This window comes from Paenibacillus sp. lzh-N1, from assembly GCF_002872435.1.
Taxonomy (GTDB): Bacteria; Bacillota; Bacilli; order Paenibacillales; family Paenibacillaceae; genus Paenibacillus; species Paenibacillus polymyxa_C.
In genome coordinates this window covers 3966898-3983237 of sequence record NZ_CP025696.1, presented here as the reverse complement: position 1 = coordinate 3983237, position 16340 = coordinate 3966898, and the positions used below count along the sequence as shown (strand labels likewise).

Here is a 16340-nt window from a genome sequence, read left to right as displayed (position 1 = left end):
TCTTGCCGAACCCTCAAAAAAGGGGACAAACAAGCTTCTTACTCCGGTTTCACAAGGAACAATGGCTGGCCATACTCAACCAACTGTCCGTTTTCGGCCAAAATTTCAACAATTTCGCCCTTCACTTCAGCTTCCAACTCGTTCATCAACTTCATCGCTTCAATAATACATACCGTTGTTTTATCGCCTACTTTACTGCCGATACTCACATACGGGGCCGTATCCGGGGATGAAGAACTATAGAAAGTGCCCACCATCGGAGATACGATTTTATGTAGATTGCTTGCATATTCCTTCGGTTCCCCAGCAGTTGCATGTCCAACATCGGACTGTGCTTGTGGATTCGGAATTGCAGCTTGTGGCGCCACTGTATAAGCAGGTGCTGTTACAGGAGCCTGTACCGTAACGATCTCGCTTTTGCCCGGTTTACGGATCATGAGGCGAGTTCCTTCATTTTCAATTTCAAGCTCATGCACAGACGTTTCATCCACCAGCTTGATCAATTCCTTAATCTCGCTTAATTTAAACATCTCTATTAATCACTCCTTCAGCATTTTGCCGGTTGCTGATAACATTTTTGAAACAGCTTTATGTATTATATCACAATCATTAAAAATAGAAAGAGCCCGGGATTGTGCAGAAATCCGGGCTTTTTCGCGTTTTTTGTCTTATTGTGTAACATACTGGACACTGATCTTGTCCTGCGTAACGTTTAATTCCTTCATGACTTTATCGACAATCGTTACCGCTTGCTTAGCATCCAATTTTTCACTCAGAACCACTACTTTGTATTTATCAGCATCTTCCTCGCGGACGACTGCATTGGCGAATTGCTGCTGTAGCTCTTCTTCGATACCGGTAATTTTGGCCTGTTTATCTTCAAGTACATGTAATTCCTTTTGCGCCTCTGCAGCTTTCTGAGGTGTACTATCATTCATTGCGGTAGTCAGCTCGTCATTTTTCTTTTGATTTTCCACATCCCGCTCCAGCAAATAGTTGTCAATCACAGCTGCCGCTGTTGGTTGGGCTGCTTGTTCGTTTGCTACTTGATCAAGTACCTGCTTGTCGGTTTTGGCGCTAGAAGCTGCTTTGTCATCACTTTTAGCTGTCGTGTCTGTCTTAGCTGTAGTTGTGTTTTGATCGGATGCAGTCGATTCAGTAGCAGGGGCGGCGGCTGTGTCTTTATCACCTTTTGATGATTCTGTTGCTGGATCAGTTGTAGAAGCTGTGTCCTTTGTGGAAGTCTCTGCCGTTCCGTCAGTTACTTCACCATTGGTTACCACTTCATTTACTTTTAGTTCGTTCATTTGTTCTTCTGCCTTTGTCGTTGTTTCCTGTGCAGCATCCTGTTTAACCTTGCTCACCTGCTCGCTGTCCGCTACTGGTGGATTCGCCGGACTTGAGTCCTCCGTAAACAAATAATATGCAGACAGTACCACCATTAAACTCAGCATGGACACCAGCCAAACGGTTTGTCTTTTATTATTCATGTTCTGTCCTCCATATTCATAAGTGGTTTGCAATATTAACTTCTTTGTTCTCCAATTCCATATTATCCCTGCTTACGCGGAACGACTGATATTTTGTATGAAGGTACGTTCAGTCCCTTCTGCACAGCATCTACAATGAGTTGCTTCACCGTAGGGTTTTCTGCCCCCATAGCCACCACAAGCACTCCCCTTACCTGTGGTTTTACTTTTTTGGTAACAATCGGAGTATGCTGACCACCCGATGATTCATAGGTGACAATCTCACCATCGCGTGTATATTGAGTAGTGTGCCTTTGTCCACCATTGGCGTCCGTCTCGTTATTTTCTTCCTGCATGTCCTTCACATTCCGTTGAACGATCACTTCTTCGGTAGAGTCTACCGTAACCATGACATCGACGGTTCCTACGCCAACAATCTGCTCCAGCATCTGTTTCATATTGTCCTCAAAAGCCTTCTCGATTCCGGCAAAGGAACTGTCCTCACCTACCGTTGTTTCTAACGCAGGCTCATTTTTCATTACGCCAGGCGGTTCTCTCCCTACGTTTTCCGGGTCGACTTTTTTCACATTAACGAATGAATTAAAGAGCATGATCGCTACACCGATAAGGCCAAGAATAAGTAGCCAACGAAATGAATTGAACTTTTTCGCTCCGTCTCCCCCTCCACCCATCCATTGCTCCAGCTTTTTCCTCCATTTACCCATTTCGGTTCACCTCCTGTTACCATTCATGTGTTCCATCCTGCGAATTAATCACCTGAACATGTGTGCTGTCGATCCCCCATTTTTCACGTAGAATGCCTGTGATTAAGCCAAAAGCTTTCTGATCCGCAGGTTTGCCATCCTCTGTGGTTTCGTCAGGACTACGATCATCTTCTCGCGTTCCTTCATTATGATTAGAGGTTTTTGACTGTGTCGGCTCTACACGAATATTCACTGTCTTTTCAGCTACAGGCTCCACGATAACCGGCTTGATATCTGTATCCGGCGGGACGTTTGTGTTTTTTTCTTTTTCTGCCTTCTGCTCCGCCAATTTGACCACTACTGACTGAACACCCGTTCCTGCCTCTAGCCCCGATTCTTTCTGCTGAATCTGCGCAAGGGTCACCTGGACCGACTGAATTGCTAACCCAGTGTACTGCTCCAATTGCCCTTTCATTTCCTTAGCTACCTCTTTGCCTGCCCATTGCAAGGAGCTTTGTTCCTGCTGTTGCTTTAGCTTGTTGCCTTTGGCTAAGATTTCCTCCAATGTCGGTTCCCTGTTACCTGTCTCTGCCTGGCGTTGCAGATCCAATGCTCGCCCCAGAACCTCTGAGGGACTGCTGCTCAGCAAGCGCACAATCGGAGATAGCAATGTCAGCAAAACAAGCAGGCTGAGTACGAGTTTGACATACCTTTCCATAGATCGGCTCGGTAAGATCATATCGACAAAAGAAGCCAGCAGCACGATTAGCACTAGTTCCTTGAGCCAGCCTCCCAGCCAGGTCACGTCACTCGCCTCCCTCTCGTTGGATTATGTGCATGTATTCACCTCATCATGACCGTCATATTGCCTGCTGCGAGCATGACGGTAATCGCAAGGAAGGACATTAATCCCACTGCCGCCAGTGCCGCAAAAACATAAATCATACTCTTGCCGATGGCATCCAAACATTCCACAATAGGCGTATCTCCCAAAGGCTGCATGATTGCTGCGGTCACTTTATAAATGAGAGCTAGTGTCAGAATCTTGAGAGCAGGAAAAGCGCATAGGAACAAAATAATGATGACTCCCACAAGGCCGATGGCATTTTTAACGAGCAGTGATGCCGAAATGACCGTATCAGTTGCATCTGCCAGCGCCTTGCCTACCACCGGAACAAAGCTACCTGTAATATATTTAGCTGTACGGATTGTTAATCCGTCAGTAACCGAAGAGGTTAATCCCTGTACCGAAATGACTCCTAGAAAAATAGTCAGAAGCACTCCCAGCACGGCAACACCAGCGTTCCGCAGTAGGTCAGCTAACTGGGTCAGCTTGTATTTGCCCGTGAGCGAGTTGACCAAGTACAGCACAGCCGAGAAGAAAAGCAGCGGGAAAACAAGCGTATGAATGACTGTTCCGACCGTGTTGATCATAAATACAATCAGCGGGTGGGTCACCGAAACTGTGACAACGTTACCCATCGAGGCCAACATGGTAAACAGCAAGGGCAACATCGCCATCATGAAATGAATCATGCTGTCAATTGCTTCTTTGGCATAACCAATCGCTACACTAAAGCTATTAATCGCCAAAATGATAATGACCATGTACACGATAGCGTAGGCAACTTTGCTGACCTGCTTGCTTTCAAAAGCGCTTTGCAGCGTTTCCAGCACCATACTCATAATGCTGAGCATGACGATGGTGACGAGCAGCTTGGCATTCACCCGGATTTCATGGATGAAAAAATCAGCTATAGCCATCAACACACCTTTTATGGTGAATCCTTCACCACCCGGAAGCAGCATGTCCATGAAAGAAGGCGTTTTCTGGTCAGGGAAAAATCCGCCGTATTGCTTCATGAGTCCGTCCCAATAATGTTCAACATCATCTTTGGGCATTTGCTCCGCCTGTTGTCTGATCCATTCGTTTGTAGGTGTATCTGCGAAGAGGACCGCAGCCGAGGCGCACCAGAGACATAGCAGCAAAATCACAATAACTTTGAGATTCGGCATGCCCCCCAGCCTTTTCATGGCATCACCCCCTCAGGCGGGCATCAGCTTCAGAATGGTATCAATAATAATGCTGATAATCGGGATTGCGAGTACCATGATGAGTACCTTTCCAGTAAGCTCTATCTTGGAAGCAATACCGTCTTGTCCCGCATCCCGTACGATCTGTGCTCCAAATTCAGCAATATAAGCGATACCGATTATTTTTAATACGGTTTTAAAATAAATCATGTCCATGCCTGAAGACCTGGCCAGTCGCTCCAGCACGGCAACCACAGATCCGATCTTGCCAATCAGCAGCAAAAAAATGACGATTCCCGCAGCTGTTGCAATCAAAAAGGCAAACATCGGCTTCTGTTCCTTGATAACTAAGATGAGGACTGTGGCAACGAGGGCGAAGCCCACCACTTGAATGATTTCCATGTGTTCACCTACTGAAAAAGAAAAATAGATTTGATCTCTTGCAGAAGGTTATCCAGCATTCGCACCACCATGAACAGCACTACAACGAAACCGATGACCGTCACCCAATGGGCCATGTCTTCCTTGCCCATTTGCTTTAGTACGGTATGAATCATAGCGATAATAATGCCAATTCCGGCAATCTGGAAAATTGCGTTCACTTCTAAATTCATTCGAGCACCCCGCTAATAGATCAAAATGACGATCAATGCTCCGATCAGCAGTCCCAGGCTTCTGCTCATACGCTCGTATCTCACCTGATCTGCCTGCGCCTGCGCTTCTTCATGGGATAACTGCTGGATGGTCAGCGCAATGTGCTTGATCTGGTCCTCACGGTCGCTGGTTCCAAGGCTGTAAGCAAGCTGACGCATCGCTTCCTTCTCGGCCTGCTTCATAGAGGAACGGCTCCACGAGACTTCAATCGCTTTATGCAAGCTTTCTCTGGCGGTCAGGCCAAACGAGGGGTGCATCCAGCGTGAGGCTTGCTGAAACAGAGAGCGCAGCGGCTCTCGCAAGGGCTCTCCTGTCTTGGCGAAAGCATCTGGTAACGGAGACACCCCGTAAGAAACCTCGGTGGTCAGTCTTTGCAGTGCGAGAATTAACTCTCTGATTTGCTGGGGCCTCATGGCAAATTGCCTTGCCCGCTGCCAGCCTGCCAGTGTGGTGGCTAGTATAACCAAGACAGCTCCCAGTAGCTTAAGCATAGGAGATGCCCCCGCTCTGCCCTTCCCCAGGCAGTGTCAGCCTGCGCTGCTTGGCATCTGCCAGACGAAAAGAGAGGCCCCGGCTCGTCCGCTCCAGCATGACGTAGAGCTGGAACAGCTCCTGTCCTGTAGCTAATCCAGCAAAGGCAGATCGGCTCGCCATTTCAGCCACATCGCGACCATGTGCGGAAGCAATGACTGCGATGCCTGCGTGAAGTGCTTCACGCACCGCCTCTGCATCTTCTGGCCGCCCGATTTCATCAACAATCAGGACATCCGGTGACATCGAGCGAATCATCATCATCATGCCCTCTGCTTTCGGGCATCCGTCCAATACATCGGTGCGAGGTCCGACATCAAAACCGGGGATGCCCTTGTGACTGCCAGCAATCTCAGAGCGTTCATCTATAATACCCACCTTAAGTCCATTTCGTCGCCCTCCGTTGCTTTCCATCCCTCCGTAACTCAGTTGCCGAGCCAAGTCCCTAAGCAACGTCGTCTTGCCATGCTGAGGCGGTGACAAGATGAGCGTATGCCGTATCATTCCAGATTTTCGATCCGCTACATAAGGCAATATCCGATCAGCTATGCCAGGAATGGCCCGAGCAATTCGTACATTAAAGCTGCTTATATCTCGCAAATGCTCTACTCGCCCTCGGTTGAGCACGGTTCTCCCTGCCAAGCCAATACGATGACCGCCAGGGATCGTAATAAACCCTTTGCGAAGCTCCTCTTCCATGGTGTACAGGGAATGATTACTGATAAAATCCAGCAATCGGTGAGCATCCTCGCGGTTAGGCTTATAGGCTTCAACAGGATTCAAAGTCAGCCGACCAGCAGTCGTTACAAAATGATGATCACCATTCGCATTAACTTCCAGCGGCCTTCCTTCCCGGATCCGGATTTCTTCCAGTTGCTTAAATACGGTTTCTGGAAGCCTTCCGAGTATACCGTGCAACGGTTCCGGAAATAACTCCAGCCATTCCATACCAGTGCCGCCCCCTCACAGTTGTCCTTTTTCTTTAAGACAAGTCTATGGCTGACTCTCGCTTTTTATGCCGAAAATATATTGAAAATTCAGTCGAACATTTGCTCACTCCTATCCACGCTCAGCGGACCTTTCCCCCGCTCATTCAAGCCCCTTTCCCTGCTTTATATAATAAAAAAAGGCTCCCTCTAAGCCTTGGCGGCTAAGGGATACCCTTAAATAAAAAAGCTAGATTTAGAGCAAAAAGAGGCTGCTCCACAGTCTGACTCTCACTGATGGAACAACCTCTTAACCTACTGCTGTATTCTATGATTTATCCATCTATAACTAGGGAGCGTATAATATATCGACCTTTCCCCGTCATAGCGTTTCCCTAAATCATTTGATGTTATTAACGACGGTCTTTAGGTCCGCCCACAAACGCTTGCTCCTCGGTATCCAGATTATAAGCTGTATGCAACGCTTGAATAACCTCATGAAGTTTTCCAGCTTCAATTACACACGATACCTTGATTTCGGATGTGCTTACCATTTTAATGCTAACGCCTTGCTCGGCCAGCACGGCAAACATTTGCGCTGCAACACCCGGGTGGCTAACCATTCCCGCACCTACAATGGATACCTTTACCAGATTTTCCTCAGACGTTACTTCACGGTATGGAAGCTCTCCGCGAATACCTTCCAGTGTCTTAAGGGCAGCTTCACGATCCGTCAGAGCTACTGTAAAGGAGAAATCTGCTTTTCCAGCTTCAACCCCGCTCTGCACAATAATGTCTACATCAATTTTGGCTGCTGCCAGTGTTCCGAAAACTTTTGCCAGTACACCAGGGATATCTGCAACGCCCAAAATACTGATTCTTGCTACATTTTTATCATATGCAATTCCACTGACTACAACGCCTTGCTCCATTACTGCATCCTCCTTTACGACTGTTCCTTCATTATGGTTAAAACTGGACCGCACAATCAACGGTACCCGGTTATGTTTGGCATACTCTACCGCACGGGGATGTAAAACAGCCGCACCTAAATTGGCTAATTCCAGCATCTCATCATAAGAAATTTCTTTTAGCTTACGTGCCACCTTCACGATTCGTGGATCTGTTGAATATATGCCGTCCACATCCGTGTAAATTTCACAGGCATCCGCTTGAATCGCCGCCGCCAGCGCAACGGCCGTCGTATCAGAACCACCACGTCCCAGCGTAGTAATATCTCCATCTGCAGACATCCCCTGGAAACCAGCTACAACAACAATCTTGTTGCTGCTCAGTGCATCCAGCACACGCTGAGGTTGAATATCCGTAATCCGTGCCCGACCAAAGTCAGATTCAGTACGGAAGCCAGCCTGCCATCCTGTAAACGATACCGCTTCATGACCCAGCTGCTGAATAGCCATCGACAACAATGCGATTGAAATTTGCTCGCCTGTCGTCATCAACATATCCAGCTCACGTGCAGGCAACTGCTCATTTAATAATTTAGCCTGGTCAATCAATTCGTCTGTCGTGTCTCCCATTGCGGAAACGACCACTACACATTGATGCCCTTCACTCTGTTTCTCAACGACGCGTTTTGCCACGCGTTTCATGCGCTCCGTGTCACCGACGGAACTGCCTCCGAATTTCATGACATACAAAGACAACGATATTCACTCCCTCAGACTCACAGTATGTAACCTTGAGATGGCACCAAACGATTTGAACGTGACATCCTGCGGCATAACTTTAGTACAGTATAATACGAAAGTGCTGTGTGGAGCCAATGTTTTTTAATATTCCTAATATAAAAATATCCCCTGCCCTTAACAAGGACAGAGGATACCAGAAAATGTAAATTCTATGCGCGAGACATGTATTTGCCGTCACGAGTATCAATTAACAATACGTCATCTTGGTTAATAAACAGAGGAACTTGAACATTCAAGCCTGTTTCCAGTTTGGCATTTTTGGTTGCACCTGTAGCTGTATTCCCTTTAATACCTGGTTCTGTTTCAATTACTTTGAGCTCCACGCTGGTAGGCAGGTTGATACCCAGGATTTCTCCGTTGTAGCTTATGATGTTTACATTCATGTTTTCTTTCAGGAAGTTAAGCTCCCATTTCAGTTGATCGCTGGACAATGTAAATTGATCATATGTTTCGTTGTCCATGAATGTGTGATCGTCTGCACTAGCATACAGATAAGATACACCACGATTTTCGATTTGCGCCCGGCCAATTGTTTCACCCGCACGGAATGTACGTTCAACCGTATTACCGTTACGCAGGTTTTTCAACTTGGAGCGTACGAATGCTGCGCCTTTACCTGGTTTTACGTGTTGAAAATCCAGAACTGTAAAAATATCTCCGTCTACCTCAACGGTCAAACCTGTTTTAAAATCATTAACGTTAATCACTAAAATACCCCTCCTACAGGACTGTTATCGTTATTAAACGACTGTAAATTCTTTGCTCGAATGCGTTAATACTTTGATGCCGCTATCTGTAATAACGATATCATCCTCGATCCGTACACCGCCCAATCCAGGCACATAGATACCTGGTTCGACCGTTACAACCATGCCCGGCTCCAGAATATCATCACTTGCCTTCGACAGACGTGTAGATTCATGCACTTCAAGACCCAGACCATGACCTGTACTGTGTCCGAAATTGTCTCCATAGCCATGGCTTGCAATAATATCCCGGGTCAACGCATCCGCTTCACGGCCTGTCATGCCCGGCTTAATATGTTCGAGTGCGTGTAGCTGCGCCTTAAGTACAATATCATAGATCTCGCGCAACTGAGGCGCCAAATCCCCTTGTGTAGCCACTGTACGGGTCAAATCGGAGCAATAGCCATCCAGCAACGCACCAAAATCAAACGTAATCAGCTCACCTGCTTGTACTAACTTTGCACTGGCTACTCCATGAGGCAATGCCGAACGAACTCCAGATGCCACAATCGTGTCAAATGAAGAAGAAGTAGCTCCCTGCTTGCGCATGAAGAATTCCATTTCCAGATCCAGCTCACGCTCGCTGACTCCTGGTTTGATGTAAGGTAAAATGTGTGCAAATGTAGCATCTGCCAAATCCGCTGCCCGTTGCATCACTTCCAGCTCTTCCGCATCCTTGTACACCCGCAGCTTTTCCACAATGCCCGATACCGGAACCAGCTTAATAGGTGACAAATCTTCGCTATAAGCTTTATGTGTCGCAACAGTTACATCATCCTGCTCAAAGCCTGTTTCGCTAATCTGATGGGAGGACAGCAATTCTTTTACTGTTTCCATGACCTGCGCAGCGTGCTGCACTACCGTAAAGCCTTGGGCTTGTTCGGTCGCTTGTGTCATATAACGAAAGTCAGTCAGCAAATAGCTATGGGATTCTGTAATCAGCACATAACCCGCTGAACCTGTGAAGCCTGTCAAATATCGACGATTGACAGGGCTAGTAATCAGCATAGCCCGCAGATTATGCTCGCCCAGCGCCTGCCGCAACTTTAGCACCCGGTCATTCTTCATCTTCATTCCGCTCCCCTCTGTCAAATAACCAAATGCTATTTTAACACAGGGGATAGGCGCTTGAGAAGTTTTTGTTACGTTCTGCCCCCAGCCTTCTCAGGCTCGCGCATTCTTTCATCCGTATACTCGACTGCAACGGTATATCCGATAAATAGTCCCCACAGTATAAATACACAAACTTCCGTATATATGGAATTCCATGTTAACCGATGAGGGGGGTTCATCATCCCTAACTTAGGACCTGTTAACACAAATAAAACAACCCACCAGATCAGACCGTATATAATACCGGGTATAGGGCCATTAAACCTGCGCAAAATCAAAGTGTACACCAATGACGCTACAACGGACAATGCAATAAAAAACAGCAGCCCTACCAAATGACCTGCCATGGTGTTCATGAACGAATGCTTAAAAAACGGCTCTGCCAGAAAGCCAGGCGCCACTACTGTAAAGTGCAGCGTATAAAACAGCCAGCGCAGCAATCCCCAGAGCAAACCCGCAAAAAAACCCAGCTCAAGTGCAAAGGGTATAAGCGGTGTATGTACTTTGCCTGACTGTTGTCTGCCTCTACTACTGTTGTCATTATGATTACGTTGATCTTGAGATTCGCGAGACTGTTCCTGGTCATGACCTATTTTCGGTATAGAGTAAGTTTCACTCATGTGGTTGGATCTCCTTTCAAAATGCATAAATTTTCTCATGGTAAAGACTCATTGTTATAAGGAAAAGCATGTGTACTTCCACCAGATTCGTGCCTATCCATTTTGAGAGGTAGTATGCTCCAGTGGGGAGTATTTTAACAATGAAATTGAATGGATTTTGTATTCTTTTCATTGACAAAAATTCAATCCTATTTCATAATATAATGATGAAAATGATAATCATTATCATTTTATAATACGTTTATACAGGAGAACGCAATCTATGAAAAAGGGATTTATCGGATTCTTATTGTTACTGACTTTTATGCTCACACTGGCAGGTTGTGGAGCAACTGACAATGTAGCGAATAAAGGCCAGGCAGCTACGTCGGGTAGCAAACCTACTGAAGCAGCGAACGGTCCTGTGACAGTAAAGCATAACCGTGGTGAGCTCACGCTTGACAAGCCCGCTCAGCGTGTCGTAGTACTGGAATGGACATTCACGGAGGATTTGATTGCATTGGGCGTGCAGCCGGTTGGTAATGCGGACAATGCCAACTATAAGGTGTATGTGACTCCAGAGGCAGCTCTGGACAGTAACGTGGTCGATGTGGGTACACGCAACGAGCCTAATTTGGAGGCGATTGCTGCATTAAAGCCGGATCTCATCATCTCCAACTTTGATGGGAATGAAGCAATCTATGAGCAACTCAAGGCTATCGCACCGACGATTGAATATAATCTGAACGATGGTAACGGCTACGACTATGATAAGATGGTAGAGATTTTTAATAGTATCGCAGTCGCTCTTGGAAAAGAGGATAAAGCTAAGCAGGTGCTTGCCGATCTGGATCAGCATTATGCCGAAGCCAAACAAAAGCTCGCCGCTGCAGACAAGTCGGATTTTCATTTTATACTGACACAGGCTTTCACTTCCCAAAATGCAGCCAGCCTGCGTATGTTTTCAGATAATTCAGTTGTCGTGGGAACATTGGCGAAGATCGGTTTGGTCAACGATTGGAAACCGAGCAAGGTTGAATCATATGGCTTTTCAACTGTAGGCATTGAAGCTCTGTCAGCTGTTCAGGACAGTAACTTTATCTATATTGTGCAGCCGGACGATAATGTTTTCGGCTCATCTATGAAAAATAATTCTGTTTGGAACGGTTTGAAATTCGTCAAAGAAAAACGTACTTATCCGTTGGCCAGTACAACATGGACGTTTGGCGGCCCGGTCTCGTCAAAGGGACTGGTTGATGGAGTTGTAGGGGCAATCACGCAATAAATTTCATGTTGACGATTCCGTCTGGATTTATAACTGACGATAATAAGCATTTATGGGGGCAGTTTGACCGCTCTCATAAATGCTTTTTTAAACCTATGGTATGAGTCTCCCCCACACACTACAAGGATTTCCATCTTCTCCGTTATGACTAATTAGCCTTTTCAAATGATAAAATTAGCAGGTCACCACATCCCATTTTCGTCTAACTAGATATTCCCTTCCAAATTCGATACAATATACAAAAAAGCATGTATTAAGAGAGGTGAGACGGTTGTCACAAGCATCCAAGCCTGTGAGCTACGGCGGTCAGGCAGTCATTGAAGGTGTCATGTTCGGCGGCAAGCGTGTCAATGTCACGGCAGTTCGCCGCAAATCTGGCGAAATCACATATTTGGAAGTACCACGCAAGGAGCAATCCTGGGTGTCCAAATTCCGCAGAATTCCGTTATTGCGGGGGATTGTCAGCATCATCGACTCCAGTGCCAAGGGTACCAAGCATTTGAACTATTCAGCCGATGCGTATGCTGATGATGAAGTAGATCCAGAAGAACGCGCTGAACAAAAGAAAAAAGAGGAATCCCGTTGGAACCTGAGCATGATGATCGGCGTGGCTGCGGTCGGTATATTGTCCTTCCTCTTTGGCAAAATTGTATTAACCCTCGTTCCAGTTGTTGTGGAGAGTTTCCTGTTTGACGGTTTGTTTCACAACCAGATTTTGCATAATCTCGCTGAAGGAGCTATTAAGCTGATTTTGCTCCTGGCTTATTTATGGGGTATTTCCCAGACTCCGTTAATCAAGCGACTGTTTCAATATCACGGCGCGGAGCATAAAGTGATTACTGCATTTGAAGCAGGGGAAGAACTAACTCCAGCCAACGTACAAAAATATAGTCGACTGCATTACCGCTGCGGCAGCAGCTTTATTATGCTCACCGTGATTATCGGGGTACTTGTCTATTCCCTGTTTACCTACGATAATCTGTGGGAGCGCATGGGACAACGTCTTTTACTGCTTCCGATCGTATTGGGTCTTTCTTTTGAATTCCTCAAGCTGACCAATGCACTTCGGGAAATTCCAGTGCTTCGTTATCTAGGTTACCCCGGCCTATGGCTGCAGTTGCTTACCACCAAAGAACCGACCGATGATCAAGTGGAGGTATCGATTGCCTCATTTAAGCGTATGCTTGAATTGGATGCTGAGTTGGAAAATGTACCTGTAAAGGAGACCCTCAACAGTCCGGTCCTTGATCCTGTGAAAGGATGAGTGAATGATGTACAGACATGCCGTTATTTTCTGGCTTACCCTTGCTTTGGGCGCATATGGAATTATAGATATGCTATGGAAAGGTAGCTGGGGCTTTCTCATTAGTTTACTAATCCCTGTTTTTATTTTTGCAGTTATATTTCTGCTGTACAAATACCAGTCTGGACAACGCAAGCGAACTCCCAAAATTAAGCCCTCTGTGCGCACCATGGCCAAAACAGCCAGCACACGTAAGCAGCAAACTACAAGCAAACGCAAAACTTATCCTTTTCATGTTATTGAGGGTTCCAAGGGTAAAAATGAAGAGGAACAACCCAAATATCATTAATAATCATCAACCTTTAAAATGTAGCACAAAGGAGCCATTACCCGTGTTTTGAAATATGACCGGGAAAGAGGCTCCTTTTTTACTTTAATTAAATTACTTCACCTGCCAGTAAGTGGTGCTTATTTCATGGCGTACATGGTATCTTTCATCAATTGATACTTACTATACTGCTGCTGGTAAGAAGTGATACTCCATTTGTGGAAAAAAGCTTCTCCTGCCTGCACACCGGAAGCATATAACAAATCACTTTGCTCTAGTGAAATGCTGAATTGTGCTGTGCGGATACCTAAAGTTGGAATTTTAATGGTCCGATACCGATTCTCCTGCTCAATATACCGTTCATCATGTGCCGACAGCATTGTATCAAAAATAGCCTGCAGCATGGTCAATGGGCCTCGTATATAAGAAACTTTGGTCTCCGTCCCTGTTTTGCCCACCATTTGAAACCCTACCGTTGGAATCGTTTTGGCCTCACGTTCATTTACAGGCTCATCAAAAAGCCACAAAGGCAAGTTACTGAGCAAGGCCCCGTCAACTACAAATACAAATTGCTGGGAAAAGGTTTTTCCCTTGGCAAGTGCAGAATCAAGTCTTAACATAACAGGATCAAAAAAATAAGGGATACTGGTGCTCATCCGAATGGCCTTGGCTACCTCCAGCGAAGAGGGGTTTATACCAAAACGTTTGATGTCTTCAGGAAGCACCAAAATGCGTCCATTCGTAATGTCTGATGCAATAATGCGCAGCTTGCCAGGAGGTAGATCCGCGAACGTACGCACTCCTTTAGCTCGTAACAGCTCGCGTACCCAATGCTCCAGTGCCTCCCCTGAGTAGAGCCCTTTTTTAAGAAAGATACGTGCTGCTGGCCCAACCCACTTAATGTTGAATACTGGAGAACGTCGTAACAACTTGACCAAGGGGGTTTTCTCAATTACTGCTTTCATTTCATCCGCCGTATATCCCGCAGCCAATAAAGCAGCTACAATAGCACCTGATGATGTACCCGCCAAACGATTGAATACAATATCATGATCCTCGGCAGCCTTAACTGCACCCGCCAGCGATATTCCCTTAACCCCTCCACCCTGGAACACAGCATTGATCAGCATAGATCAAAAAACCTCCGTTCTCTTGGGAGTAAGCAGTTCTACTGCTTATGTATGAGAACGGAGGTCCATATAGAACCTAAATGATCCAATTTATATCATAATTGATAATAATTTTGAAGAAGTTGAATGAGTCCGTATGGATTTTTGCGCAAATGCTGTGCACTAAAATAAATATCCCCTTTAACCTGTTTATAATTCTCGTTCAGTTCAAGCTGCTTAATTAACTCTTGAGCTGATTGCCACCCTTTTTCAGGGGTGCCGATTTTATAAGGTGAATGACCGATATACAGCTTAACATCTGAATTTTTGACCTCATTGGACCACCATGCGACAAGCTTGTCATATCCAGCTGCTGGGAAGCCGATACTCCAGTAAATTTGTGGAGCTACATAATCAATCCATTCTTTATTAATCCAGGTTCTTACATCCGCAAATGTCGTGTCATATGCAGTAACGCCTGCCTTGGTGTCTGAACCCGTTATGTCCTGAGACTTGTTGCGCCACACCCCAAAAGGACTAATTCCGAATTGAACTTTTGACTTGCTGGTATGAATGCTTTTGCCCAAATCGCGAACAAAACTATTCACATTATCTCTCCGCCAGTCACCTTTGTTAGAGATTTTGTTGGCGTTATATGCTTTGAAGGTTGCATCATCATCAAAAGTCCCGCTGTAAGGATAAAAATAATCGTCCAAATGGACACCGTCAATATCGTATCCGTTTACGACTTCCATAATCGCAGCAATGACATGCTGACGTGCAGCAGGAATTCCAGGATTGATGTACAACTGGCTACCATTCTTAACAATCCAATCCGGATGTTGATTAGCTACATGGTTTGCTGCCAAACCGCTAGTTGTTCCTGTAGAATTCGCACGGAACGGATTAAACCAGGCATGAAATTCCATCCCTCGCTTGTGTGATTCGCTAATCATAAATTTCAAGGGATCATAGCCTGGATTTTTACCTTGGGTATTCGTTAAATACTTGCTCCATGGCACAAGATCAGACGGATACAGCGCATCACCGCTGGCACGAACCTGAACGAATACCGCGTTAATGCCCATGCCCTGCAAATCATCGAGCATTTTTGTAAACTCCTGCTTTTGCTTCTCGGAGCTGCTTCGGGCAGTCGAAGAAGGCCAATCTCCATTAATGGTGGAAATCCATGCTCCACGCATAGAGGTTGTAGCCTTCACCTGAGCCATATTTCCCTGTGAGGAACCTGAACCTTTCTCATTGGTAGAGGTGGACGGTGAGGTGACGGCGTCCTGTCCATCATCATTGGCTCCCTGATCCGTACTAACACTCTCCTGATTGCCAGATGTTGAGTTATTTGATGTTGAAGTGATGCTTCCCACAGCAGAAGTGTTCCCACTAGTAGAGGCACCTTCTTTACCACTGCTTAACGTAATGACCCGTTCTGAGGCTTGCCAGTCTACCTTTAAGCCCAACTCTTCCCCAACAAAACGCAACGGTACCATGACTCTCCCACTTGACATACGCGCAGATGCGTCCAATCGAACCGACTTACCATTCACAGTAGCGCTTTGTGCACCATTATCCATAGATATATTTTTGTTCTGTGCTGTAATCGTTACCGTACCAGACGATGCCGACCAGTTAACCTGAGCGCCTAATCCCTCACTAATCACTCGCAAAGGAACCATCGTGACATTCGCTCCCTGTACAATGTACGGTGACGCATCACTTTGCAGGGACTGTCCGTCCAATATAATCTCAATCTCACCAGTTGGTGCCGCTTGAACTCCAGGCACGATGGCAGTCTGTACTGCTAAGAGTAGACCCGCAGCCATGAGCCCTATTTTCTTCCGATTCATATCTTTATAATCCTCCGCTACCCCT

The 16340-nt window shown here is 46.1% G+C and carries 18 protein-coding genes; 3 read left to right on the top strand and 15 right to left on the bottom strand.

Features of this window, described 5'->3' with window-relative positions:
- Positions 1-38: 38 nt before the first annotated feature.
- The 13 genes from accB to C0638_RS17890 form a co-directional block, all read right to left on the bottom strand.
- A complete protein-coding gene (gene accB, locus C0638_RS17950) occupies positions 39-530 on the bottom strand; it encodes an acetyl-CoA carboxylase biotin carboxyl carrier protein (protein WP_013371780.1) in 492 nt (163 codons plus the stop codon).
- 138 nt (positions 531-668) lie between these two features.
- Positions 669-1490 carry a SpoIIIAH-like family protein gene (locus C0638_RS17945; protein ID WP_102163677.1) on the bottom strand — a complete coding sequence of 274 codons (822 nt, stop codon included), beginning with the start codon at positions 1488-1490 and terminating at the stop codon, positions 669-671.
- A gap of 62 nt (positions 1491-1552) precedes the next feature.
- Positions 1553-2194, bottom strand: coding sequence for a stage III sporulation protein AG (gene spoIIIAG, locus C0638_RS17940; RefSeq protein WP_013371782.1), 642 nt, complete (start codon positions 2192-2194; stop codon positions 1553-1555).
- 16 nt (positions 2195-2210) lie between these two features.
- Positions 2211-2978 carry a stage III sporulation protein AF gene (gene spoIIIAF / locus C0638_RS17935; RefSeq protein ID WP_102163675.1) on the bottom strand — a complete coding sequence of 256 codons (768 nt, stop codon included), beginning with the start codon at positions 2976-2978 and terminating at the stop codon, positions 2211-2213.
- Positions 2979-3016: 38 nt separating this feature from the next.
- Positions 3017-4207, bottom strand: a complete 1191-nt coding sequence (spoIIIAE, locus tag C0638_RS17930; protein ID WP_013371784.1) for a stage III sporulation protein AE — start codon at positions 4205-4207, stop codon at positions 3017-3019.
- Between the two features lie 12 nt (positions 4208-4219).
- A complete protein-coding gene (spoIIIAD, locus tag C0638_RS17925; protein ID WP_013371785.1) occupies positions 4220-4609 on the bottom strand; it encodes a stage III sporulation protein AD in 390 nt (129 codons plus the stop codon).
- Positions 4610-4617: 8 nt separating this feature from the next.
- Entirely contained in the window at positions 4618-4821 is a 204-nt protein-coding gene (spoIIIAC, locus tag C0638_RS17920; RefSeq protein ID WP_010345636.1) for a stage III sporulation protein AC, read from the bottom strand.
- A gap of 12 nt (positions 4822-4833) precedes the next feature.
- Entirely contained in the window at positions 4834-5352 is a 519-nt protein-coding gene (gene spoIIIAB, locus C0638_RS17915) for a stage III sporulation protein SpoIIIAB (RefSeq protein WP_102163673.1), read from the bottom strand.
- Complete coding sequence (spoIIIAA, locus tag C0638_RS17910) at positions 5345-6340, bottom strand: stage III sporulation protein AA (RefSeq protein WP_040103445.1); 996 nt, start codon at positions 6338-6340, stop codon at positions 5345-5347. Before spoIIIAA ends, spoIIIAB begins: the two co-directional genes overlap by 8 nt.
- Before the next feature lie 391 nt (positions 6341-6731).
- Positions 6732-7985 carry an aspartate kinase gene (locus tag C0638_RS17905; RefSeq protein WP_013371788.1) on the bottom strand — a complete coding sequence of 418 codons (1254 nt, stop codon included), beginning with the start codon at positions 7983-7985 and terminating at the stop codon, positions 6732-6734.
- 194 nt (positions 7986-8179) lie between these two features.
- Positions 8180-8737 carry an elongation factor P gene (efp, locus tag C0638_RS17900; RefSeq protein ID WP_013371789.1) on the bottom strand — a complete coding sequence of 186 codons (558 nt, stop codon included), beginning with the start codon at positions 8735-8737 and terminating at the stop codon, positions 8180-8182.
- A gap of 33 nt (positions 8738-8770) precedes the next feature.
- Positions 8771-9844, bottom strand: coding sequence for a M24 family metallopeptidase (locus C0638_RS17895; RefSeq protein WP_040103444.1), 1074 nt, complete (start codon positions 9842-9844; stop codon positions 8771-8773).
- A gap of 74 nt (positions 9845-9918) precedes the next feature.
- The gene (locus tag C0638_RS17890) at positions 9919-10509 is read right to left on the bottom strand and encodes a YqhR family membrane protein (RefSeq protein WP_040103443.1); all 591 of its coding nucleotides are present in this window, start codon (positions 10507-10509) and stop codon (positions 9919-9921) included.
- A 262-nt stretch (positions 10510-10771) separates the two neighbouring features.
- On the opposite strand from C0638_RS17890, the gene C0638_RS17885 reads away from it, so the two are divergent.
- The 3 genes from C0638_RS17885 (at position 10772) to C0638_RS17875 (ending at position 13365) form a co-directional block, all read left to right on the top strand.
- Positions 10772-11773 (top strand): ABC transporter substrate-binding protein, encoded by a 1002-nt coding sequence (locus C0638_RS17885; RefSeq protein ID WP_102163671.1) that lies wholly within the window; start codon positions 10772-10774, stop codon positions 11771-11773.
- Between the two features lie 271 nt (positions 11774-12044).
- Positions 12045-13037 (top strand): DUF1385 domain-containing protein, encoded by a 993-nt coding sequence (locus C0638_RS17880; protein WP_058711540.1) that lies wholly within the window; start codon positions 12045-12047, stop codon positions 13035-13037.
- A 7-nt stretch (positions 13038-13044) separates the two neighbouring features.
- The gene (locus tag C0638_RS17875) at positions 13045-13365 is read left to right on the top strand and encodes a hypothetical protein (protein WP_199771180.1); all 321 of its coding nucleotides are present in this window, start codon (positions 13045-13047) and stop codon (positions 13363-13365) included.
- A gap of 119 nt (positions 13366-13484) precedes the next feature.
- Here C0638_RS17875 and C0638_RS17870 read toward each other — a convergent pair whose 3' ends face one another.
- A complete protein-coding gene (locus C0638_RS17870) occupies positions 13485-14474 on the bottom strand; it encodes a patatin-like phospholipase family protein (RefSeq protein WP_013371795.1) in 990 nt (329 codons plus the stop codon).
- A 95-nt stretch (positions 14475-14569) separates the two neighbouring features.
- Positions 14570-16315 carry a family 10 glycosylhydrolase gene (locus C0638_RS17865; RefSeq protein WP_058711542.1) on the bottom strand — a complete coding sequence of 582 codons (1746 nt, stop codon included), beginning with the start codon at positions 16313-16315 and terminating at the stop codon, positions 14570-14572.
- Positions 16316-16340 lie beyond the last annotated feature (25 nt).

Coding starts and splice junctions, on each gene's coding strand:
- spoIIIAG (WP_013371782.1), bottom strand. CDS start 2,194: ATGGGTAAATGGAGGAAAAAGCTGGAGCAATGGATGGGTGGAGGGGGA.
- C0638_RS17945 (WP_102163677.1), bottom strand. CDS start 1,490: ATGAATAATAAAAGACAAACCGTTTGGCTGGTGTCCATGCTGAGTTTA.
- C0638_RS17885 (WP_102163671.1), top strand. CDS start 10,772: ATGAAAAAGGGATTTATCGGATTCTTATTGTTACTGACTTTTATGCTC.
- spoIIIAE (WP_013371784.1), bottom strand. CDS start 4,207: ATGAAAAGGCTGGGGGGCATGCCGAATCTCAAAGTTATTGTGATTTTG.
- C0638_RS17895 (WP_040103444.1), bottom strand. CDS start 9,844: ATGAAGAATGACCGGGTGCTAAAGTTGCGGCAGGCGCTGGGCGAGCAT.
- spoIIIAD (WP_013371785.1), bottom strand. CDS start 4,609: ATGGAAATCATTCAAGTGGTGGGCTTCGCCCTCGTTGCCACAGTCCTC.
- C0638_RS17890 (WP_040103443.1), bottom strand. CDS start 10,509: ATGAGTGAAACTTACTCTATACCGAAAATAGGTCATGACCAGGAACAG.
- C0638_RS17870 (WP_013371795.1), bottom strand. CDS start 14,474: ATGCTGATCAATGCTGTGTTCCAGGGTGGAGGGGTTAAGGGAATATCG.
- C0638_RS17875 (WP_199771180.1), top strand. CDS start 13,045: ATGTACAGACATGCCGTTATTTTCTGGCTTACCCTTGCTTTGGGCGCA.
- C0638_RS17865 (WP_058711542.1), bottom strand. CDS start 16,315: ATGAATCGGAAGAAAATAGGGCTCATGGCTGCGGGTCTACTCTTAGCA.
- spoIIIAC (WP_010345636.1), bottom strand. CDS start 4,821: ATGAATTTAGAAGTGAACGCAATTTTCCAGATTGCCGGAATTGGCATT.
- accB (WP_013371780.1), bottom strand. CDS start 530: ATGTTTAAATTAAGCGAGATTAAGGAATTGATCAAGCTGGTGGATGAA.
- spoIIIAB (WP_102163673.1), bottom strand. CDS start 5,352: ATGCTTAAGCTACTGGGAGCTGTCTTGGTTATACTAGCCACCACACTG.
- spoIIIAA (WP_040103445.1), bottom strand. CDS start 6,340: ATGGAATGGCTGGAGTTATTTCCGGAACCGTTGCACGGTATACTCGGA.